Origin of the sequence: Streptomyces shaanxiensis (genome assembly GCF_039537145.1) — a bacterium.
In the GTDB taxonomy this organism is placed as follows: Bacteria; Actinomycetota; Actinomycetes; order Streptomycetales; family Streptomycetaceae; genus Streptomyces; species Streptomyces shaanxiensis.
Map to the genome: position 1 here is coordinate 437,707 of NZ_BAAAZY010000011.1, position 19,849 is coordinate 457,555.

The 19,849-nt window shown below is 72.4% G+C and carries 18 protein-coding genes and 1 pseudogene; 11 read left to right on the forward strand and 8 right to left on the reverse strand.

Features of this window, described 5'->3' with window-relative positions; genetic code table 11:
• Position 1 precedes the first annotated feature (1 nt).
• From ABD932_RS21715 to ABD932_RS21730, 4 genes and pseudogenes are all read right to left on the reverse strand, one after another.
• Positions 2-1,435 (reverse strand): family 2B encapsulin nanocompartment shell protein, encoded by a 1,434-nt coding sequence (locus tag ABD932_RS21715; RefSeq protein WP_345015184.1) that lies wholly within the window; start codon positions 1,433-1,435, stop codon positions 2-4.
• Positions 1,436-1,721: 286 nt separating this feature from the next.
• Positions 1,722-2,294 (reverse strand): annotated as a pseudogene (locus tag ABD932_RS21720) (HNH endonuclease family protein); the annotation flags it as partial.
• A gap of 377 nt (positions 2,295-2,671) precedes the next feature.
• Positions 2,672-3,130 carry a MarR family winged helix-turn-helix transcriptional regulator gene (locus tag ABD932_RS21725; RefSeq protein ID WP_345015405.1) on the reverse strand — a complete coding sequence of 153 codons (459 nt, stop codon included), beginning with the start codon at positions 3,128-3,130 and terminating at the stop codon, positions 2,672-2,674.
• Between the two features lie 174 nt (positions 3,131-3,304).
• Entirely contained in the window at positions 3,305-4,336 is a 1,032-nt protein-coding gene (locus ABD932_RS21730; RefSeq protein WP_345015185.1) for a saccharopine dehydrogenase family protein, read from the reverse strand.
• 119 nt (positions 4,337-4,455) lie between these two features.
• Between ABD932_RS21730 and ABD932_RS21735 the strand changes: the two genes are divergently transcribed.
• Positions 4,456-5,388, forward strand: a complete 933-nt coding sequence (locus ABD932_RS21735) for a helix-turn-helix domain-containing protein (RefSeq protein WP_345015186.1) — start codon at positions 4,456-4,458, stop codon at positions 5,386-5,388.
• Between the two features lie 12 nt (positions 5,389-5,400).
• Here the strand turns inward: ABD932_RS21735 and ABD932_RS21740 are convergent, their stop codons facing one another.
• From ABD932_RS21740 to ABD932_RS21755, 4 genes are all read right to left on the reverse strand, one after another.
• On the reverse strand, positions 5,401-6,597 hold the full coding sequence (locus tag ABD932_RS21740; protein WP_345015187.1) for an NAD(P)/FAD-dependent oxidoreductase: 1,197 nt from the start codon (positions 6,595-6,597) through the stop codon (positions 5,401-5,403).
• Positions 6,598-6,722: 125 nt separating this feature from the next.
• On the reverse strand, positions 6,723-7,670 hold the full coding sequence (locus ABD932_RS21745; RefSeq protein WP_345015188.1) for an RNA polymerase sigma-70 factor: 948 nt from the start codon (positions 7,668-7,670) through the stop codon (positions 6,723-6,725).
• Positions 7,671-7,680: 10 nt separating this feature from the next.
• Positions 7,681-8,379, reverse strand: coding sequence for a hypothetical protein (locus tag ABD932_RS21750; RefSeq protein WP_345015189.1), 699 nt, complete (start codon positions 8,377-8,379; stop codon positions 7,681-7,683).
• Positions 8,369-8,884, reverse strand: a complete 516-nt coding sequence (locus tag ABD932_RS21755; RefSeq protein WP_345015190.1) for a SigE family RNA polymerase sigma factor — start codon at positions 8,882-8,884, stop codon at positions 8,369-8,371. The genes ABD932_RS21750 and ABD932_RS21755 overlap by 11 nt, the downstream gene beginning before the upstream one ends.
• Before the next feature lie 192 nt (positions 8,885-9,076).
• Here ABD932_RS21755 and ABD932_RS21760 point away from each other — a divergent pair, with 192 nt between their 5' ends.
• From ABD932_RS21760 to ABD932_RS21805, 10 genes are all read left to right on the forward strand, one after another.
• Complete coding sequence (locus ABD932_RS21760) at positions 9,077-10,138, forward strand: sigma factor-like helix-turn-helix DNA-binding protein (RefSeq protein ID WP_345015191.1); 1,062 nt, start codon at positions 9,077-9,079, stop codon at positions 10,136-10,138.
• Positions 10,135-11,916: a transglycosylase domain-containing protein gene (locus ABD932_RS21765; protein WP_345015192.1), complete on the forward strand. Its 1,782-nt coding sequence runs from the start codon at positions 10,135-10,137 to the stop codon at positions 11,914-11,916. Before ABD932_RS21760 ends, ABD932_RS21765 begins: the two co-directional genes overlap by 4 nt.
• Positions 11,917-12,043: 127 nt before the next feature.
• On the forward strand, positions 12,044-13,108 hold the full coding sequence (locus ABD932_RS21770; RefSeq protein ID WP_345015193.1) for a Ppx/GppA family phosphatase: 1,065 nt from the start codon (positions 12,044-12,046) through the stop codon (positions 13,106-13,108).
• Positions 13,109-13,229: 121 nt separating this feature from the next.
• Positions 13,230-14,711: an aminotransferase class I/II-fold pyridoxal phosphate-dependent enzyme gene (locus ABD932_RS21775; protein WP_345015194.1), complete on the forward strand. Its 1,482-nt coding sequence runs from the start codon at positions 13,230-13,232 to the stop codon at positions 14,709-14,711.
• A gap of 272 nt (positions 14,712-14,983) precedes the next feature.
• A complete protein-coding gene (locus ABD932_RS21780; RefSeq protein ID WP_345015195.1) occupies positions 14,984-15,940 on the forward strand; it encodes an LLM class F420-dependent oxidoreductase in 957 nt (318 codons plus the stop codon).
• A gap of 39 nt (positions 15,941-15,979) precedes the next feature.
• Positions 15,980-16,564, forward strand: a complete 585-nt coding sequence (locus ABD932_RS21785; RefSeq protein WP_345015196.1) for a cysteine hydrolase family protein — start codon at positions 15,980-15,982, stop codon at positions 16,562-16,564.
• Between the two features lie 85 nt (positions 16,565-16,649).
• Positions 16,650-17,219 (forward strand): DinB family protein, encoded by a 570-nt coding sequence (locus ABD932_RS21790; protein ID WP_345015197.1) that lies wholly within the window; start codon positions 16,650-16,652, stop codon positions 17,217-17,219.
• A 135-nt stretch (positions 17,220-17,354) separates the two neighbouring features.
• Positions 17,355-17,675 (forward strand): GYD domain-containing protein, encoded by a 321-nt coding sequence (locus tag ABD932_RS21795; RefSeq protein WP_345015198.1) that lies wholly within the window; start codon positions 17,355-17,357, stop codon positions 17,673-17,675.
• A 173-nt stretch (positions 17,676-17,848) separates the two neighbouring features.
• Positions 17,849-19,048: a cysteine desulfurase-like protein gene (locus tag ABD932_RS21800; protein WP_345015199.1), complete on the forward strand. Its 1,200-nt coding sequence runs from the start codon at positions 17,849-17,851 to the stop codon at positions 19,046-19,048.
• 282 nt (positions 19,049-19,330) lie between these two features.
• Positions 19,331-19,843 (forward strand): peroxidase, encoded by a 513-nt coding sequence (locus tag ABD932_RS21805; protein ID WP_345015200.1) that lies wholly within the window; start codon positions 19,331-19,333, stop codon positions 19,841-19,843.
• Positions 19,844-19,849 lie beyond the last annotated feature (6 nt).

Here is a 19,849-nt window from a genome sequence, read left to right on the forward strand (position 1 = left end):
GTCAGTTCCCGTTCGTACGGGTCACCTGGACGTTCTCCAGGACGCCGAGCGCGTCCGGCACCAGCACGGCCGCCGAGTAGTAGTTGCTGACCAGGTACGAGATGATCGCCTTCTCGTCGATGCCCATGAACCGCACGTTCAGGCCGGGCTCGACCTCGTCCGGGATCCCCGTCTGGTACAGGCCGATCACGCCCTGGTCGTCCTCGCCGGTGCGCATCGCGATGATCGACGAGGTGCCCTGCGGGGTGACCGGGATCTTGCCGCACGGCAGCAGCGGCACCCCGCGCCAGGCGGGCAGCTGGTTTCCGTGCAGTTCCACGCCGCCGAAGTAGATGCCCCGTTTGTTGCACTCGCGGCCGAACGCGGCGATGGCCTTCGGGTGGGCGAGGAAACAGCGGGTCTTGCGCCGCATGCTCAGCAGCTCGTCCAGGTCGTCCGGGGTCGGCGGGCCCGAGAAGGTGGAGATGCGCTGGTCGAAGTCGGCGTTGTGCAGCATGCCGAACTCCTTGTTGTTGACCAGCTCGTGCTCCTGTCGCTCGCGCAGCGCCTCGATGGTCAGCCGCAGCTGCTGCTGCGTCTGGTTCATCGGCTCGTTGTAGAGGTCGGCGACCCGGCTGTGCACCCGCAGCACCGTCTGCGCCACGCTCAACTCGTACTCACGCGGGGCGAGTTCGTAGTCGGCGAACGTCTGCGTCAGAGCGGCCTCGCCGGTGTGGCCCGAGCTCAGCGCGATCTCCGCCTCGCCGGACCTGTTCATCTTCCGGTGGCCGTTGGAGCTGATCATCCGCACATGCGCGCGCAGTCCGTCGTGCCGCTCGGCGATCGCCTTGTACGCCGTCAGCGGCAGTGCGAGGACCGTCGTGGCGGTCAGCGTGCGCGCCGTGAACTCCCACTTCTTGCTGCCGGGCTCGGCCAGCACGTGCCCGCCGAAGGTGTCCCCGTCGGCCAGCAGCCCGACGACCGACTCGTCGCCGTAGGCACCCTCGACGATCTTCTCCACCTTGCCGTGCGCGACCAGGTACACGTGATCGGCCTTCCGGCCGGCCCGCACGATGACCTGGCCCGGCTCGAACTCCTTCTGCACGAACTTGTCGGCCAGGGCGCCGAGCGCGTCGTCGTCGGTGAAGCCGCGCAGCGACGGCAGCTCGCCGAGCTCGGCCGGCACGACCTGGACCTTCGCGCCGGTCTTGACGAAGGACACCCGTCCGTCACCCAGGGTGTACGACAGCCGGCGGTTGACCCGGTAGGTCGCGCCCGGCACGTTCACCCACGGCAGCATCCGGGTCAGCCAACGCGAGCTGATCCCCTGCATCTGGGGTTCGGACTTGGTGGTCGTGGCCAGATTGCGCGCCGCCGCGGTACTGAGGCTCTGCGGCTCCGGCTGCTGCGTCGCCTCGGCCCCGGACGCCGGTGCTGTCGCGGTCTCGAGCGGCATCACGTACCTCTTTCCTGTGCGCATGAATGGTCGACGTGACGACACACACTCGACGTCACGTTCCGTAAACAATTAGCAGCAATCAGTTACTTTCAGTGATGGAACGGGACGGCGCGTGAGGCCCGGATTCCCGCCGGGTGCGCCCCTTCACGCCCCCACCCGGAATGAACCCCCTGGCCAGGAGGGGTGCCCGTCAGGCCGATGGTGACGCCGCCGCGTCAACGCGGCGCGCCCCGCCCTGCCCGTTGACAGGGCGGGGCGGGGCGGGCGGAGCGAGGCCGCGGCTCTACGGCGCGGGTTCGTAGGTCACGGTGGCGCCGGCGCACGCGTCCGCCTGCTGGGCGAGGGTGCCGATTTCGAGGGCGTCGGCGGTCAGCCCCCAGCGGAGCTTGGTCGCGATCCACTCGGAGGTGTACCGGCACGCGACCTCGACGGCCGGCGGCAGCCATTCGTAAGGGTCGCGGTCGGCCTTGCTGCGGTTCGAGGCCGCCGAGACGGCGACGAGGGAGGGGTGGACGGCCAGGTCGTTGGCGTACGCCTCGCGCCGCTCGGCGGTCCACTGGGACGCTCCGGAGCCCCAGGCCTCGGCGAGCGGCACCATGTGGTCGACGTCCAGGGCGGACGCCGAGGTGAGCCACTTGGCGTCGTAGTACGACCACCAGCGCCCGCCCGAGAGCTTGCAGCCGGGGAGGATCTGGGGCCGTTCGACCGCCTCGGCGAGCAGCACCTCCGCTCGGGTGTTGCATCCGTCGGTGGGGTTCCGGCCGGCGTTCCAGTGCCTGAAGCTCGTGCGCTGGTAGGCGTCATTCGCCTCCGCGGCGAGCGGGAGGAGGTTGATCGCGGTCGCCATCGGCAACGTGTGGACGATCAGCCGACATAGCCGACAACTGGCCCTGGCTGCCGGTCAGTTGGTGAACGTGAACTACTTCCAGGCGCCGTGGGCCGTGGAGTTGACCGTGTCGCCGGAGGAGCCGTTGATGTACGACGCGCGCATCCGGGTCCGGGGCAGCGCCCAGGTGGTCTTACGCCCTCAGCACCAGCCGTTGACGCTCAGGTCATGGACTCCGACCGTGGTGGGCCGGGTGGGTGGGTGGGCGAGTGCCCGCCGAGCCCGCCCGGGCCGGCTCCCGTAGGACGCGGCGGCGCCCGGGCAGGGATGCCCACCGTCGGCTTGGCGACGCCCCAGGCCGCGCCCTTTTCGTCACCGTCAGCCGCCTGCGGGCCACCCTCTGACGGCTACGACAGCGGGTCGTGGCGCTCGACCGCGCGGCTGAGCCGGTCCTCGATACGGTCCAGGACACGGATCATCGTGTCCTGTTCGTCCGCCTCCAGACCGTCGGCGACGCTGCCCTCGAGTTCCGCCCAGACCTGCTCGACGTCCTTGCGCAGCGCGAGGCTGGCCGCGGTGGGCTCGACGATGGTGGCCCGCTTGTCGGTCTCGCTGGGCCGCCGGCGGACGAAGCCCGCGTTCTCCAGCCGCTTGACCGTACGGGTCATGGTGGCCGCGTCCGACCCGAGCAGGCGCACGAGGTCGGTCTGGCGCTGTGGGCCGAGGTCCCACAGCTGCATCATGACGAGTTCCTGCCCGGGGTGCAGGCCCACACGGCGCAGGAGCTGGCCGGCGAGCATCCGGTGCAGGCGGGCCACCCGGAAGATCGCGTGGGTCATGGCACCCGCCCGGACGGAGGGCGGCATCGGCGTACGGGCCACGTCCGCGGCGGGGCCGGCCGAGGGTGCGGCGCCCGGATCATTCGACACGTCGTTCACGACCCCTCGCGCTGATGACTGCCTGAGCAGGGACAGCCTATGTCCTGGGCACAGCACCGCCCGAGGGCACCGGGCAGGCCGTTCACCGGGGTTGACCGGGGTTCAACGGGGCAGTTCGACGGAGATTCGGTCGGACAGCGCCCCGAGGAAGTCGGGTGCGTCGAAGATCGCGCCGGCCGAGGCGACGCCGACCGTCCTGGTCCGCCCGGTGAGGATGCGGTGGACCGCTTCCACCGCGAGGGGCGCGGTGACGGCGTAGATGTCCTGCCCGCTCGCCACGGCACGCCGTTCGGTGCCGTTGGAGCGTACGACCACGTCGACGAGGAAGGTCTGCGCGGACCGGCCGCTCTCGTCGACCGCGGCCGGTGCCGGGGTGTCCGGGGCCGCCAGGTCCCTGGCCGCCTCCGTCGTCATGTAGGTGCGCACCTCCGGAACGGACAGGTGGCTGGGGATCGTGACGACGTCGGCCATCGTGAACTCGCCGATGACGGTCCTGGTGCCCATCGGGTCGGGGAAGGCCCACTTCTCGGTCGGCGCGGCGTCGTCGCGGTACTCCAGGCGCCCGCCCGCGTAGCGGACCCGTCGGCCGCCGCGCCGCGACCGGGAGACATCGCCCGCGGCCCGGGTCCCGGCGGTGGGGTGCCAACCGTCCAGCCCGTACGCGATGTGCGCCTCGTCGGCCGTCGTCCAGTCGCCCATGGCCGCGGTGGCCAACAGGTCGCCGAGGCCGCCGTAGAAGGCCATCGCCGGGACGATCACCGCTCCCGCGGCGCGAGCGCGGTCCGCGAAGTGCGTGAACGTGTCGAGGTTGGCCTCGATCTCGGCCGCCACGTCCACATACGGGATCCCGGCGCGCAGTGCCGCCTCGATCACGGGGGCGGCGGTCACGGCGAACGGCCCGGCACAGTTGATCACGGCCGCCGCACCGGCCAGCGCGCGGTCGAGGGAGGCCGGGTCGTCGACGGACGCCGGACGGATGTCGAGGCCGGGCTCGGACGCGGCCAGCGCCCGCAGCTTGTCGAGGTCGCGGCCGGAGGCGACCGGGACGAACCCGCGGTCCCGCAGCTGTGCCACCACAAAGCGCCCCGTGTGCCCGTAGGCGCCGAAGACCGCCACCGTGTGCGCCGTTCCCATGAGTTCTCCCCGTGCTCGAAGGATCCGCTCGGTCTGCTCGACCTGCTGTGGACCAGCCTGGCGGGGGTCGGCGCTCGGCCGTGAGTGTCCGGAACGACAGGGCTCGTACAATTCCGGACATGGGCACTGTCGCGCTGGCCGTCACCGACGGCATGCTGCACTTCGAACTGTCCGTGGCCCACGAGGTGTTCGGCGCCGCTCCGGCCGGCGTGCCGGTCCCTTGGTACGACGTCGCCGTGTGCGGGCCGGACGCCGTGCGGGTCGGCCGGTTCCTGCTGGAGCCCGACGGCGGGCTCGACCGGCTCCGGTACGCCGACACCGTGATCGTCCCCGGCTGGGCGGACGTCGACGTGGATCCGCCGGCCGGCCTGGTCGACGCGGTGCGCGCGGCCCACGAGGCGGGCGCCCGGGTGGCCTCCCTCTGCACGGGCGCCTTCGTCCTGGCCGCCGCCGGCCTGCTGGACGGGAAGCGCGCGACCACGCACTGGGCGCACACGGAGGTGCTCGCCGAGCGCTACCCGAAGGTGACGGTCGACCCCGACGTGCTCTACGTGGACAACGGCAGCGTGCTCACCTCGGCGGGCAAGGCCGCCGCGATGGACCTGTGTCTGCACCTCGTCCGCCTCGACCACGGCTCGGGGATCGCCAACACCGTCGCCCGCCGGCTGGTCGTGCCGCCGCACCGGGCGGGCGGCCAGGCCCAGTTCGTCGCCGCCCCCGTACCCGCCCGGGACGACCACCCGCTCTCCGCGCTGCTCCCCTGGATCGTCGAGCGCCTGGACCGGCCGCTGACCGTGGAGGACCTGGCCCGCCGGGCCCGGATGAGCTCGCGCCACCTGGGCCGCCACTTCCGGGCGGCCACCGGCACCACCCCGCTGCAGTGGCTGCTGACCCAACGGATCCGCCGCGCCCAGGAGTTGCTGGAGAGCACCGACGACAGCATCGACGCCATCGCGGCGGCCACCGGCATGGGCACCGCCACGACGCTGCGCCGGCACTTCAACCGCACCCTCGGCGTGCCCCCGGACACCTACCGCCGCACCTTCCGCTAGGGCCCGGCCCGGTCAGGCCGACGCCTTGACCGCCGAGCCCGCCAGGTCGGGTTCCGATACGACGCGGCGGCGCCGGGTCGGCATCCCGAACGTCGGGTTGGCGACGCTCCAGGCGGCGCCCTTGCAGACCAGCTCCTTGTAGACGGCGGCGAGCCGTCCTGTCAGGGCCGCCGAGACGGCACGGTCGTCGGCGGTGACGTACTGGATCAGGCCTTCCTTGCGGCCCAGCGAGATGCACTGATTGAAGTAGCGCAGCGGCACACTCGGGAGCTTCCCGCCGGTCAGGCGTGCCGTGATGGCCTCGGCGGCCTGCCACGCGGTGAAGCCGCCCGAGGCGCAGGACATCCGCAGCGGCTTGTCGCCGGCGCCCATCGCCATGGCCGCGTCGCCGACGGCGTACACGTCCGGGTGCGAGACCGAGCGCATGGTCCCGTCGACCACGATCTGGCCGGTGTCGGTGACCTCCAGGGCGGTGGCCCGCGCGATCGGGTGGACGGCGAAGCCGGTGGTCCAGACGGTGACCGCGGCCGGGATCCTGCCGCCGTCGGCGGCGCTGACGTGGTCGGCCGCGACCTCGGTGACCGCGGTGTGCTCGTGCACGGTGATGCCGAGCCCGGCGAAGACCTTCCGCAGGTGCCGGGTGCCCTTGGGCGAGAGCCAGTCGCCGAGGGCGCCGCGGGCGGCGAGGGCGACGTCGAGGTCCGGGCGGGCCTCCGCGATCTCGGTCGCGGCCTCCAGGCCGGTGAGGCCACCGCCGACCACGACCACGGGCTGTCCGGCGTCCAGCCGGGCCAGGCGCTCGCGCAGCCGGAGCGCTCCGGGTCGGGAGGCGATCTCGTGGGCGTGCTCGGCGGTGCCGGGGACGCCGTGGTCGTTCCAGCCGCTGCCGAGGGCGTAGACGAGCGTGTCGTAGGTGAGCTCCTCGGCGCCCTTGCCGTCGAGAACGGTGACGGTCTTGCGGTCGACGTCCACGCCCGTGACCTTCGCGAGCTTCAGCTCGACGCCCGTGCCCGCAAACATCTCGCCGAAGGGCCGGGGCTTGAGCTCCTGGCCGACCGCGAGCTGGTGCATCCGTACGCGCTCGACGAAGTCGGGTTCGGCGTTGACGAGGGTGATGGTGACGTCCGCGCGGTGCAGCCGCTTGGCGAGGCGGCCTGCGGCGGTCACCCCGGTGTAGCCGGCTCCGAGGACGACGATGCGGTGCTGCATGTCCGTACTCCTGTCTTGGGCGGATCTTGAGCGGATTCGCCACTTGAACCGGGCAGCCCGCCGTTTCCTGACAGGAATGGAATGTGAAGCACGTCACATACGAGAGGGGGCATTGATCGGATTGCTCAGAAGGCGTCGCGCAGCAGGGGCTCCCCGTGGTCCGTGGCCGCCCACCGCGCGGTCGCACGTTCGAGCTTGTCGGGGTTGACCTGGTTGCGGAACCCGGCGATGCCCTCGGCGGTCACCTCCAGGCACATGACGCCGACGACCCGCCCGTCGAGGACCGCCACGATGGCCGGGCCGCCGTTGGCGGTCGTGGCGTACACCTCGGGCGAGCCGCCGATCAGGGCACGCTTGGCCTCGCTGGGCTTGAACAGGCCCCGCAGGAACTTCGCCACCGCGACGGCACCCTCGAACGCCTTGGCGCGCGCCGGGACCTTCCCGCCGCCGTCGCCGATGGAGACGGCGTCCTGGGTGAGCAGCCGCACGAGGGGCTCGGTACGACCGCTGGTCGCGGCCGCGAGGAACTCCTCGACGATCCGCCGGGCAGCGTCCTCGTCGACCTCGGTGCGGGCCTTGCCGGCCGCGACGTGCTTCTTGGCGCGGTGGTAGATCTGCTGGCAGGCGGCCTCGGTGAGGTCGAGGATCTCGGCGATCTCCCGGTGCGGATAGGCGAAGGCCTCCCGCAGCACGTACACCGCCCGCTCGCCCGGCGAGAGGCGTTCCAGTACGGCGAGGACCGCGTACGACACCGATTCGCGCTGCTCGGCGGTGTCGGCCGGGCCGAGCATCGGGTCCCCGGCGAGCAGCGGCTCGGGAAGCCACTGGCCCACGTAGGTCTCGCGCCGGGCGCGGGCCGAGGTGAGCTGGTTGAGGCACAGGTTGGTGAGCACCTTCGTCAGCCAGGCCTCGGGGACCTCGACACGGTCGACATCGGCGGCCTGCCAGCGCAGGAACGTCTCCTGCACGGCGTCCTCGGCCTCGCTCGCCGAGCCGAGCAGGCGGTAGGCGATGGCCGCCAGGCGGGGCCTCGATGCCTCGAACCGGTCCACGTCGCTCAGGGTCAGGGCCATGGTCCGGATCCTAGCTGGCGGGGCGCGCACGGTCGGAGGGCGTGGCACTCGGCGTCGTGACGGCCGTCACCGCGATGCTGTCGCCGACGCGGATCCGGGCGTAGAACCACTTGGCGTCCTCGGCGTCGAGGCCGATCCAGTCGCTGGTGGGGTAGGGGTCGCCCAGGGCCAACGGCTTGGTGAAGGTGCCGACGTAGAGGGACCGGCCCTGCCTGTCGCGCAGTTCGACCACGTAGGGGACGCTCACCTTGACGGGGCCCTTGGTCGGTATGTCGACGGCCAGGTCTCTCTCGGCGTGCTTCGCGGCCACCGTCAGCGGGCCGGTGAACCCGATCGAGCCGTCGTATGCCGAGAGGATCGACAGCGCCCGGCGGCCGACCGTGAGGGTGATATCGGGCAGGCGGAGCGTGCCCGAGACCGGCAGGGGGGTGCTCGGGGACGGCGGGACGGACTGGGCCGGGCCGCTCACCGACCCCTCCGCGGCCGGGACTTGGGGCCGGCCGGGGTGGTCCGCGGACCCGTCGAGGGCCGATGTCAGGGCGAGGCCCAGCAGTGCGAGGGCCGCGGTTCCCGCGCCGAGGGTCACGGCGGCACGGCGCCGGCGCCTGCGGCGCATCGCCCTGGCGCGGATCCCGGCACCCCCGACTTCCGGCGGAGCCGCCCCGCTCGCGGCCAACTCGCGCAGTGCGGCAGAGAGTTCATCGGACACGGCCGCTCTCCTCCCGTACCGGCCCGTCGGCCTCGTCCACCGCGAGACGCTTCGCCAGAGCCGCCCTCCCCCGGGACAGCCTCGCCTTGACCGTCCCCACGGGCGCACCGGTCTCGGAGGCTACCTGCTCCACGCTCAGGTCACACAGATGGTGCAGGACGATCGCCATCCGCTGCGCCTCGGGCAGTTCGCGCAGCGCGGCCACGAGCGCGGTGTGCTCGGGATCCGGCCCCGGAGTGGACACGGGCGGCGGAGTGCGCCGTACCAGTTCCAGCCAGCGTTTCGCCCGCCGCCAGCGGCTCACCGCCAGCCGCATGGCCACCGTCCGGATCCACGCCTCGGGGGCGCTGTCCGCCAGGAACTGCCTGCGCCGGTCCCAGGCCCGTACGAACGCCTCCTGTACTACGTCCTGGGCCTCGCCGTGGTCTCCGGTGAAGGCGTAGAGCTGGCCGGTCAGCCGGGGGAACGCGGTCGCGTAGAACGCGTCGAACTCTTCCTCGGTCATGCCCCCACCGGAATCCGTGCCCTTGCCGTGCAACCCGGCCCCCTCCGCCGTGCGTACAGGTCCCGTCCGGGAAGACGGCGCACAGGGGTTCCAGGCTCCCCTCTCCTCAACGGCGTTGGCTTCTCGGCTGCTCAACCCGCCTGCGACGAAAACGCAGTCGATCCCGAGTTCCCGAGCCGAAGGACCTCCCACGTGCCCCCGACCCCCCACGTACTCCCCGCCGACCACGACTTCGCCGCGTACGCCCGGACGCACTGGTCCGCGCTGGTGACGACCGCGCGGCTGCTCACCGACGACGCCGGTGCGGCGCAGGAGTTGGCGCGGAGAACGCTGGTGCGGATGTGCGCGCGGTGGCGCCGCGTGCCGCGCAACGACGTGGACTTCCATGTACGGCGCTGTCTGGTGCGGGGTCATCTGCGTCCGCTGCGTGGGCGGCGGGCCGCGCGGCGGCGGGCGGTTCTGGTGCTGCGGTTCTGGGAGGGGCTCTCGGACGCGGAGATCGCCCAGTTGCTGGGCTGCTCGGTGGGCGCGGTGCGGGCCTGGGTCAGACAGGGTCTCAAGGCGGCCGGCGCCGATCCCGGACGGCTGCGCGAGGTGTACGCCCGTGCCGTCGAGGACGTCGCCGCGTCCGAGGCGCCGCCGGCCGGCCTCCAGGCACAGGGGCGTGTCCGGCGGCGGCGCCGTCTCGCCGTGGTCTCGGCCGCGTGCGCGGCGCTGCTCGCGCCGGCCGCCCTGCTCGCCGTCGACCGCATGGGCGGTACGCAGGGCGGGACTTCCGGTGCTCGGGCGGGGGAAGGCGCCGGTCCGGCGGCGAGTCCGGTCCGGGTCGTGGGGCCGGGCGAGCGGGTGACCGCCGGGCCGGGAGTGCGGGTGTGGCTGACGGCCGATCGCGGGTACTGGTCGGTGCCCGTCCGCCTCAAGGGGCTGGAGGACAGCGAGCCCGCCCGCGACGAACCGGGCGTCTCCTTGCGGGTCGACAACGTCGACGGCGGGCTCTTCCTGTCCGGCCTCTTCCATGGCCTGGACGGCGAACCGGGCCGCGTCGAGGTGAAGACCGGCGACGGAACGACCACCGCGAAAGTCCTGGTCCTGGCGGGCAGTCCGGGCTGGGGCCTCTGGTACGCGAGCGCGCCCGTGCCCGAGAAGGACATCAAGGCGTTCCTCTCCACCGCCGCCGAAGAACGGATCGTCACGGTGTACGACGCCGCGGGCAAGGTCGCCGCACGGTCGACCGGCGAGTGGTGGCGGATATGAGCGAGATGGACGAAACGGGCAGGACCGGCGGGACGGGCGAGACGAACGGGCCTGACAGGCCGGACAGGCCGCTGCCGGCGCGCACGGCACGGCGCGTCGAGAAACAGACCCGGCGCCGCGAGCGCGTCCCGCTGCGGATCCGGTTCCGGCGCACCCGGGGCCGGCGACTGCGCCTGCTGCTCCACGCCTTCCTCACGCTGCTCGCGACGCTGTGCGCGGCGGCCGTCACGGCGTACCACCTGACGCCCATTCCGAAGCCGCACCCCGAGACCGTCACCCAGAGCACCGTCTTCCTCGACACGGACGGCGCCTATCTGGGCCGGCGCGGACCGGTCGACCGGCAGGACGTCCCGTTGTCCGCGGTCCCCCGGCATGTGCAGGAAGCGGTGATCGCCGCCGAGAACCGCTCCTTCCGTACGGACAGCGGGATCTCGCCGAAGGCCATCGCACGGGCCGCGCTCGCGACGCTGACGGGCGGCGAACCGCAGGGCGGCTCCACCATCACCCAGCAGTACGTGAAGAACGCGCTGTTGAGCCCGGAACGGTCGCTGTCCCGCAAGGCGCGCGAGGCGATCGTCGCGATCAAGCTGGACCGCACCCGCGGCAAGGACGAGATCCTGGAGGGCTATCTCAACACCGTGTACTTCGGCCGGGGCGCCGCCGGGATCCAGTCCGCCGCGCGCAACTACTTCGGCGTGGACGCGAGGAACCTGACGGTCGCGCAGGGCGCCGCGCTCGCGTCCATCGTCAACATCCCCTCGTACTACGAGAAGGCGGGCTCCGATCCGAAGGTGACCGCGAAGCTGGAGAACCGCTGGGAGTGGGTGCTGGACGCGATGGCGGCGAGCGGGAGCATCACGGCGCGGGAGCGGGCCGCGGCGCGTTTCCCGGCGTTCCGGTTCTATCCGCCGGGCGAGACCGAGGGGCAGCGGCAGTATCTGATCGACGTGGCCGCGAAGGAGGCCGCCGACCGGCTCGGCATCACCGAGGACCAACTGGCGAGCGGCGGCTACAGCGTGACGACCACCTTCGACCTGGCACTCCAGGACAGCACCGCGCAACGGGTCCAGGAGCACCCCGGGGGCAAGGGCGGCGTCCGGGTGCACACCGCCGTCGTCGGAATGGTGCCCGGCGACGGAGCGGTGCGGCTGCTGTACGGGGGCTCGGACTACGCCCGCCAGCCGTTCAACGACGCGGTGAGCGGGGCGGTGGAGGCGGGGACGGCACTGGAGCCGTTCGGCACGGTACGAGAAGCGGACGACCCGCTGCGCGCGCTGCTGAGGACGCCGGCGCCGACCCCGCTGAACCTGGCGTCGGCGTACGCCACTTTGGCGGCGGACGGCACGTACGCCGCCCCGTACACCGTCGCGCGCATCACGCAGGAGGGCCGCACCGTCTACCGGGCACGTCCCGACGTGCGGCAGGTGCTGGGCGAGAAGGAGGCGCTGGTGGCGGGCGCGCGCACGGGTGCCGGACCTACGCCCGTCGCCGTCGGCCCGGCGGAGGCGAAGCTCTTCACCACCGGCGGGGCGGGTGGCGGGATCACCCGACGGACCGTGTGGACCACCGGCTACGACGCCCGACTCGCCCTGACGGTCGCCCTGTTCGCCGACCGGGCGGGCGGCAAGAAGGGCACGACGGCACCCGCACAACTGCCGAACGTGCCGCCGCCGGTCGAGTTCGCGCAGGGGGTGGCGGCGGGGATCTGGGGGGCTGCCACGAAGGGCGGGGCGAAAGGCGCCGGGGAGCGGGACGTCGGGGAGGGTGACGTCGGGTGACGTGGGGGCGCACGGGTTGTCCACAGCTGTGGACAGCTTCAGCGGGGGAGGCAGGACGGGAGGTCGATGCGCCTGTGCGCCTCACTGCCCGGCGCATCAAATGTCCGGTCAGGGGTATTCCGAGCCCGTGAGAATAAGTGTGCTGGACACGGGCTCCAACACGGTCCGACTGGCCGTGTGTGACGCGGGGGACGGAGTGCCGCTTCCGGTGCACACCGCGAAGTGGAAACTGCGTCTGTCCGAACAGGTCGGCAGCGACGGGCGTGTGGGGGAAGAGGCCACGGAGCACCTGATCAAGGCGCTGAGCGCGGCGATCGAGATGGCGCGGCAGTGGGACGCGCCGGAACCGCTGGCGTTCGCGACCGCCGTGGTGCGCGACGCACCCGACCGGGCGGACGTCCTGGCGGCCGTACACAGCCGGACCGGCCTGCGTCTGCGCGTACTGCCGGGTGAGGCGGAGGCCCGGCTGACGTTCCTGGGCGCCCGGCGCTGGATGGGCTGGCGCTCGGGCCCGCTGGCCCTGTTCGACATCGGCGGCGGCTCCCTCGAAGTGGCCTTCGGCCGCGGCAGGACGCCCGAGTTCGCGGCCTCCCTGCCGCTCGGCGCCAACCGTCTCACCAACGAGTTCCTCGACACGACGGACCCTCCCTCGCCGTCCGACGTACTCGCCCTGCGCCGCAAGGCGCGCCACCAGCTGCGTGACGTCTCCGCCCGCATCCGCTGGGAGCACCCGCACACCGCCGTCGCCACGTCACGGACGTTCCAGCAGCTGGCACGGTTGTGCGGCGCGGCTCCGGGCCGTCACGGCCCGTTCGCCGAACGGGTCCTGCGCCGAAGCGACCTGCGCCAGGCCGTCGACCGCCTGGTCCTGCTGTCCGTCGCCGAGCGCGCCGACCTGCCCGGCATCTCCGCCCCTCGGGCCCGGCAGAGCCTGGCGGGAGCGATCGTAGGACACTCCGCGATGAAGCTCAGCGGCGTGAAGTCCCTGACGATCTGCCCCTGGGCGCTGCGCGAGGGCATCCTCCTGCGCTACCTGGAGGACGGGGCCGACTGGTGGGCCGACCTGGAACGGCACGACGACCTGGCACGGCAGGCCGACCTGAGGCGGGGCCCGGACGGAAAACGGGGCCTGGACGAAGCGGCGGTCGGCGCACGGCCACTGCGGGTGGCCACGCCCTCGCCGGCTCCCTGAGGCATCGCGGAACCGCCGGGCTCTCTCGCTCCCCCACAACCCCCGCACCCCCACCCCCCACACCCGCACGCCCCCAAGACCCGGCCCGCATGCCCGCCGGGCCGTGGGGAACCCGCCCCGCATGGGTGCGAACCACACTGAGGCCCCGATTCTCGAGGCGCTCGCCCGGTATCGGAACGTGGACGAGCTGGGGTTCACGCCCCCGGGCCACAAACGGGCACGCGGCGCGGATCCACGCGCCCGCGAGGTCCTGGGCGACGCCGTCTTCTTCGGCGACCTCCTGGCCAACGGGGGCCTGGACGACCGGCTCTCCGGGGGCCGGGTACTGACGAGGGCCGAGGCCCTCATGGCCGACGCGGTGCACGCGGACCACACGTTCTTCTCGACGTGCGGCAGTTCCCTCTCCGTGAAGGCCGCCATGCTGGCGGTGACCTCCCCCGGCCACCGGCTCCTCGTCGGGCGCGACGCGCACAAGTCGGTCGTCGCCGGACTCATCCTGTCCGGTGTCGACCCGGTGTGGGTGGAGCCCCGATGGGACGCCTCCCGGCACCTCGCCCATCCCCCCTCCCCGGCCGCCTACGCCAAGGCGTTCGCGGAGCACCCGGACGCCGACGGGGCCCTGGTCACCAGCCCCACACCGTACGGGGCCGCGGCCGACCTCGCGGGCCTCGCCGAGGTCTGTCACCGGCTCGGCAAGCCGCTCATCGTGGACGAGGCGTGGGGAGCGCACCTGCCCTTCCACGACGAGCTGCCGGCGTGGGCGATGGACGCGGGCGCCGACATCTGCGTCACCAGCATCCACAAGATGGGCAGCGGTCTGGAGCAGGGCTCGGTGTTCCACCTGCAGGGCGACCTCATCGACCCCGCCGAGCTCGCCTCGCGCGCCGACCTCCTCGGCACGACCAGCCCGAACGTCCTGATCTACGCCGGCATCGACGCCTGGCGCCGGCAGATGGTCCAGCGGGGGCACGAACTCATCGGTGGGGCCCCGGAGTTGGCCACCCGCACCCGTACGGCCATCGAGGCGATCGACGGCTGCCACGTCAACGACGCCGAGGACTTCTGCGGGCCCGGCCTCGCCGCCGACTTCGACCCGCTCCCGGTCGTCATCGACATCGGCGGCCTCGGCACCACCGGCTACCGTGCGGCCGACTGGCTGCGGGCCCACCATCACCTCGACGCCCACCTCTTCGACCACCGGCGCATCAGCACCCAGCTCACCCACGCCGACGACGAGCGGACCACGGCGCGGCTGCTGACGGCCCTGCGCGACCTGTCCGCCCACGTCACCGACCACGCCGACCTGCGCGACGCCCCCGAAGTCGCCGTCCCCTCCCCCGCCGACCTGCGGACGGACCAGGCACTCCTCCCCCGGGACGCCTATTTCGCGCGGCACGCGAAGGTCCCCGCGAACGAGGCCGTCGGCAGGATCGCCGCCGAGATGATCACCCCGTACCCGCCCGGCATCCCCGTGGTCCTGCCCGGCGAACGCCTGACCGCGCCGGTACTGAAGTACCTGGTCACAGGGGTCGAGGCCGGGATGTTCCTGCCGGACGCGGCAGACCGGCGCCTGACCACCGTACGGGTCGTCGCGGAACGCTGAGCGCAGCGCCGACCCGCTGCCCCGCAGGGCCTGGGCGGATTCGCCGCCGCACAGGCCGAGGACCGGGGTGCTGCCCCCGCCGCAGTCGGCGGCCCAGGGCCGTTGCGCCGCGGGGCACACGCGCCCGGCGCGCCGCCGCCGGGCGGTCCGGCGCGGATCACGGCCGGACCACGCCCCCCCTTGTTAGGCCGACCCGGCCCATGGGTACTCGGCGGCGCGTCCCGGAACCGTCACCACACGCCGTCACCACACGCCGCACCTGGGAGAACGCGATGCCCGACTTCGGATACTTCCTGTCGTCCGAGGAACACGGCCCGGCAGAACTCGTCGAGCAGGCCCGCATGGCCGAGCAGGCCGGCTTCGACTCTCTCTGGATCTCGGACCACTACCACCCGTGGAACGACAACCAGGGCCAGAGTCCGTTCGTGTGGACGGTGATCGGCGCCCTGTCCCAGGCCGTCTCGCTGCCCGTGGAGACGGCCGTGACCTGCCCCGTCCTGCGCACCCATCCCGCGGTGATCGCCCAGGCGGCCGCCACCAGCGCCGCCGCGCTGGGCGGCCGGTTCCGGCTCGGCGTCGGTACCGGCGAGGCGCTCAACGAGCACATCCTGGGCACCCACTGGCCCGAGGCGTCCGTACGCCTGGAAATGCTGGAGGAGGCCCTCCAGGTCATCCGCAAGCTGTTCACCGGCGAGCGGACGAGCCACTACGGCAAGCACTACACCGTCGAGAACGCCCGCCTCTACACCCTGCCCGACGAGCCGATACCCATCGACGTCTCCGCCTTCGGCCCGCAGGCCGCCGAGGTCGCGGCACGGATCGGCGACGGGCTGATCACGACGATGCCCGACACCACCCTGGTCGAACGCTTCCGCCGCGCCGGCGGCACCACCAAGCCGGTGTACGGAGGACCCAAGGTGTGCTGGGGCACGGACCGGCAGGAGGCACGGCGCACCGCGCACCGCCTGTGGGCGAACGAGCAACTCCCCGGGGAACTGGCCCAGATCCTGCCCACCCCGAGCCACTTCGAGCAGGCGTCCGAGCTGGTCACGGAGGACCAGGTGGCGTCGTCCGTACCGTGCGGGGACGATCCGGACGCGCACCTCGAGGCCCTGACCGCGTTCGTCGACGCGGGGTTCGACACGGTGTACGTCAGCCAGATCGGCAAGGACCAGCAGGGCTTCTTCGACTTCTACCGTACGAAGATCCTTCCTCAACTGCGTGCCTGACGGCACCGGACGGACGGCACCGGACGGGCGGCGAGGGACGTGGACCGGCGGAACGTACCCGGAGAGCCGAAGGCAGCGGCTCTCGTGGTGATCGACATGATCAACACATACGACCACGAGGACGCCGACCTGCTGGTGCCGTCCGCCGGACGGGTCGTACCGGTCCTGGCGGAACTGATCGGACGAGCCCGTGGGGCGGACGTGCCGGTGATCTACGCGAACGACAACTTCGGACTGTGGCGCTCGCACCACGGAGAACTCGTGGACACCGCGCTGTCCCGCCCGCACGCCGACCTCATCGAGCCGATACGGCCCGACGACAAGTCGCTCTTCGTGGTGAAGGCCCGCCATTCCGTCTTCTACGAGACCCCGCTGTCCTACCTCCTGTGGCGACTGGAGGTAGGACACGTGGTGCTGACGGGCCAGGTCACCGAGCAGTGCGTTCTCTACTCCGCCCTGGACGCGCACATCCGGCACCTGGAGGTCACCGTGCCCGAGGACGCCGTCGCCTCCATACATCCCCATCTGGCGTCCGCCGCCCTGGAGATGATGCGGCGCAACATGGGGGCGCGGATCGTCACGGCGAAGGAGATCGACTTCACCCGTCCCTTCACCGAGCCGTAGCGGCGGGTGGTGCGGCGGGCGTACTGCCCCACCGCGTTCGGGCACCCCCAAACTCACTGGCGGGGCCGGGCCCTCGCAGACGAACATGGAACGCATGACCGACGAACCCGCACGCTGGAGCCAGGCAACCGTCTACCCCGACATGTGGGTCGACCCGGACAACGACCCCCGCAACAGCGACGGAGTCAGTCCGGACGGCGAACTCGCGACACTGCAGGACTTCCTGACGGGTTACCGCATGACCCTGCGGATGAAGTGCGAGGGACTGGACCCGGAGCAACTGGCCCGTCGGTCGGTTCCGCCGTCGACGATGTCCCTGCTCGGCCTGATCCGGCACCTCGCCGAGGTCGAGCGGGACTGGCAGAACTGGATCAGCGACGGCGAGCCGCTGCCGCCGCTGTACGGCGGGCCCGACGGCGACTTCGACGGAGCTGTCGCCGAACAGGCCGTGGTCGACGCCGCGTACGCCGCTCTGGAACGCGAGCAGGCGGCGACCGACGCCGCGCTGGCCGAGCACCCGGACCTGTCCGAGCGGCTGGGGAAGGACGGCTTCGCGGTCCGCGAGCTGCTGGTCCACCGGATCGAGGAGTACGCCCGCCACTGCGGCCACGCCGACCTGCTGCGCGAGTGCGTGGACGGACGGGTGGGCCAGTAGGGAGGCCGACCGCGTCCGGGCCGACGTCATCGAAGCGGCATCCGAGTGAATCCGGGCAGGCGACGCGGGGCCGTCGGCGTCGCGGCGGGAAGGCCATCTCGCGTACCGGACCAGCGACGGGCAGGGAGCGTCCCGATGCCGAAGTTCCTCGTTCAGGCGAGCTACACGCCCGAGGGCACCAAGGGGCTGCTGGCGGAGGGCGCGAGTGGGCGTCGCGCCGCCGTCGACCAGGTCGTCGCCGACCTCGGCGGCGCGGTCGAGGCCATGTACTTCGTCTTCGGCGAGGACGACCTCGTGTGCATCATCGACTTCCCCGACCCGGTGTCGATGGCCGCCATCAGCCTCAGGGTCAAGGCCAGCGGCGCCCTCCGCACCCGGGCCACCCCCCTCCTCACCCTCGCCGAGGTCGACGAGGCCATCCGCCGGCAGGTCGCCTTCCGGGCACCCGGCACGTAGGACCGAGCGGGCGCTCGGCACCACGGCGTCAGTCGCACACGCGCGCCGGAGCGCCTCGCTGGGGTCCGCAAGTACAAGTGACCGCTTCCGGCAGGCCGCTCACGCCTCCCGGCGCTCTCAGGGCGGGATCGATCGCTTTACGTGTCCCTGAGGCCGCCGCCAGAGTAAAGGCCATGGCCATCGACCTCACCGCCCTGCGCGCCCACTTCCCCTCCCTCGACACCGGCCTCGCCTTCTTCGACGGACCGGGCGGAACGCAGACCCCCCGCCCCGTCGCCGACGCCATCGCGGCGACGCTGACCGGCCCGCTGTCCAACCGGGGCACCGTCAGCCCGTCCGAGCTCAACGCCGAGCGCGCCGTCGCGGACTTCCGTGCCGCCTACGCCGATCTGCTCCACGTGCCGGCGAACGGCATCGTGCACGGTCGCAGCGCCACCCAGCTGATCTACGACTTCTCGCGCCACCTGGCCAAGGGCTGGCGGGCCGGGGACGAGATCGTCGTCAGCCGTCTCGACCACGACGCCAACGTCCGCCCCTGGCTGCAGGCGGCCGAGCGGGCCGGCGTGACGGTCCGCTGGATCGAGATCGACGCGGAGACGACGGAGCTCGACCTCGACTCGTACGAGCGGGCGCTGTCCCCTCGTACGCGGCTGGTCGCGGTCACGGCGGCCTCGAACGTGCTCGGCACCAAGCCGCCCGTCCGCCGCATCGCCGACCTGGCCCACGAGGTCGGCGCCCTGGTGTACGTGGACGGCGTGCACTACGCCGCGCACCACCTCGTGGATGTGCCCGCGCTCGGGGCGGACCTGTTCGTCTGCTCGCCGTACAAGTTCCTCGGACCGCACTGCGGGGTGCTCGCGGCGGCGCCCGGACTCCTCGAAACCCTGCGCCCGGACAAGCTCCTGCCCTCCCCCGACACCGTCCCGGAACGCTTCGAGTTCGGCACGCTGCCGTACGAGACCCTGGCGGGCGCCACCGCGGCCGTCGACTTCCTGGCCGCGCTGGACCCGGGTGCGGCGGGCACCCGCAGGGAGCGGCTGGCGCATGCGCTGGACTCCCTGCACGAGCACGAGCGGGTACTGCGCACGAGGCTGGAAGAGGGGCTGCACGCCCTGGGCGACGCCGTCACCCTGCACTCGAAGGCCGCCGACCGCACCCCGACCCTCCTGATGACCCTGGACGGCCGCGACGCCCGCGAGGCCCAGGCCCACCTGGCCGCACGCGGCGTGGTGGCACCGGCCGGGTCGTTCTACGCGTACGAACCCTTCGCCGCGCTGAAACTGGAGGACCCCGCCCTGCGCGCGGGCCTGGCCCCCTACAACACCACCGACGACGTGGACCGCTTCCTCGACGGCCTCGCCGCCTTCCTCTGACCATCTCCGCCGACGAGACGGCCCGGTGGTTCAGCCGCACCTACGGCGTCACCCCTGACAGAAACGGACGGGTCTGCCGCGGTGCGTTCGTTCCGCGCACGGTCTTCACAACTGCACCCATCAGCATCGCGGACGGCACATGTCACCCGTCTCGGCCGTTCGGCCGATCCGCCGGGCGCCGCCTGCCACCTAGGCTGCGATGCGTACCCTTGGGAACGTCCGCGGCCGACCGCCCTTCCGGGAAGACCAGTTCACCCCAGCGAATTCGAAGGAACAGCGAACGTGTCGTTGAAGAACAGTCGTCTCAGGCTCGCTTCCGTGGCGCTCATCGTGGCGCTCTCCGGCCTGGCCATGGCGAGCCCCGCCATGGCGGCCACGCAGCCGTCCACAGCGGCGGCGTCCACGGGCGCGCAGGAGCAGGCGCCCGCGATCCCCACCGACTTCGTGGACCTGCCCACGAGCGCCCTCCCGGCCGACAGCGAGCCCCACGAGTTCACGGTCACCTACCGCAACGACTCGACGGCCGCCCGCACGGTCGCTCCCCAGCTCCTCGTGACGTCCCCGGACGCGGGGCCGTTCCTGACCCCGGCGGACGTCAGGCTGGAGCGGCGCACCGCGCACGGCTGCTGGGAGCCCGTGCAGGTCGGCACCCAGACGGGCACCCTGTTCACCGACCTCACGACCGCCCAGCGCACGCTGCCCGCGGGCGAGACCCTCACCCAGGTCTACCGGCTCACCGTCGTCGACCCGGAGGCCAAGGGCACGGTGGCCCCGAGGGTCGCCCTCTACGGCTGAGCCTCC

Coding starts and splice junctions, on each gene's coding strand:
- ABD932_RS21715 (WP_345015184.1), bottom strand. CDS start 1,435: ATGCCGCTCGAGACCGCGACAGCACCGGCGTCCGGGGCCGAGGCGACG.
- ABD932_RS21725 (WP_345015405.1), bottom strand. CDS start 3,130: ATGCCGCCCTCCGTCCGGGCGGGTGCCATGACCCACGCGATCTTCCGG.
- ABD932_RS21730 (WP_345015185.1), bottom strand. CDS start 4,336: ATGGGAACGGCGCACACGGTGGCGGTCTTCGGCGCCTACGGGCACACG.
- ABD932_RS21735 (WP_345015186.1), top strand. CDS start 4,456: ATGGGCACTGTCGCGCTGGCCGTCACCGACGGCATGCTGCACTTCGAA.
- ABD932_RS21740 (WP_345015187.1), bottom strand. CDS start 6,597: ATGCAGCACCGCATCGTCGTCCTCGGAGCCGGCTACACCGGGGTGACC.
- ABD932_RS21745 (WP_345015188.1), bottom strand. CDS start 7,670: ATGGCCCTGACCCTGAGCGACGTGGACCGGTTCGAGGCATCGAGGCCC.
- ABD932_RS21755 (WP_345015190.1), bottom strand. CDS start 8,884: ATGACCGAGGAAGAGTTCGACGCGTTCTACGCGACCGCGTTCCCCCGG.
- ABD932_RS21765 (WP_345015192.1), top strand. CDS start 10,135: ATGAGCGAGATGGACGAAACGGGCAGGACCGGCGGGACGGGCGAGACG.
- ABD932_RS21775 (WP_345015194.1), top strand. CDS start 13,230: ATGGGTGCGAACCACACTGAGGCCCCGATTCTCGAGGCGCTCGCCCGG.
- ABD932_RS21780 (WP_345015195.1), top strand. CDS start 14,984: ATGCCCGACTTCGGATACTTCCTGTCGTCCGAGGAACACGGCCCGGCA.
- ABD932_RS21790 (WP_345015197.1), top strand. CDS start 16,650: ATGGAACGCATGACCGACGAACCCGCACGCTGGAGCCAGGCAACCGTC.
- ABD932_RS21795 (WP_345015198.1), top strand. CDS start 17,355: ATGCCGAAGTTCCTCGTTCAGGCGAGCTACACGCCCGAGGGCACCAAG.
- ABD932_RS21800 (WP_345015199.1), top strand. CDS start 17,849: ATGGCCATCGACCTCACCGCCCTGCGCGCCCACTTCCCCTCCCTCGAC.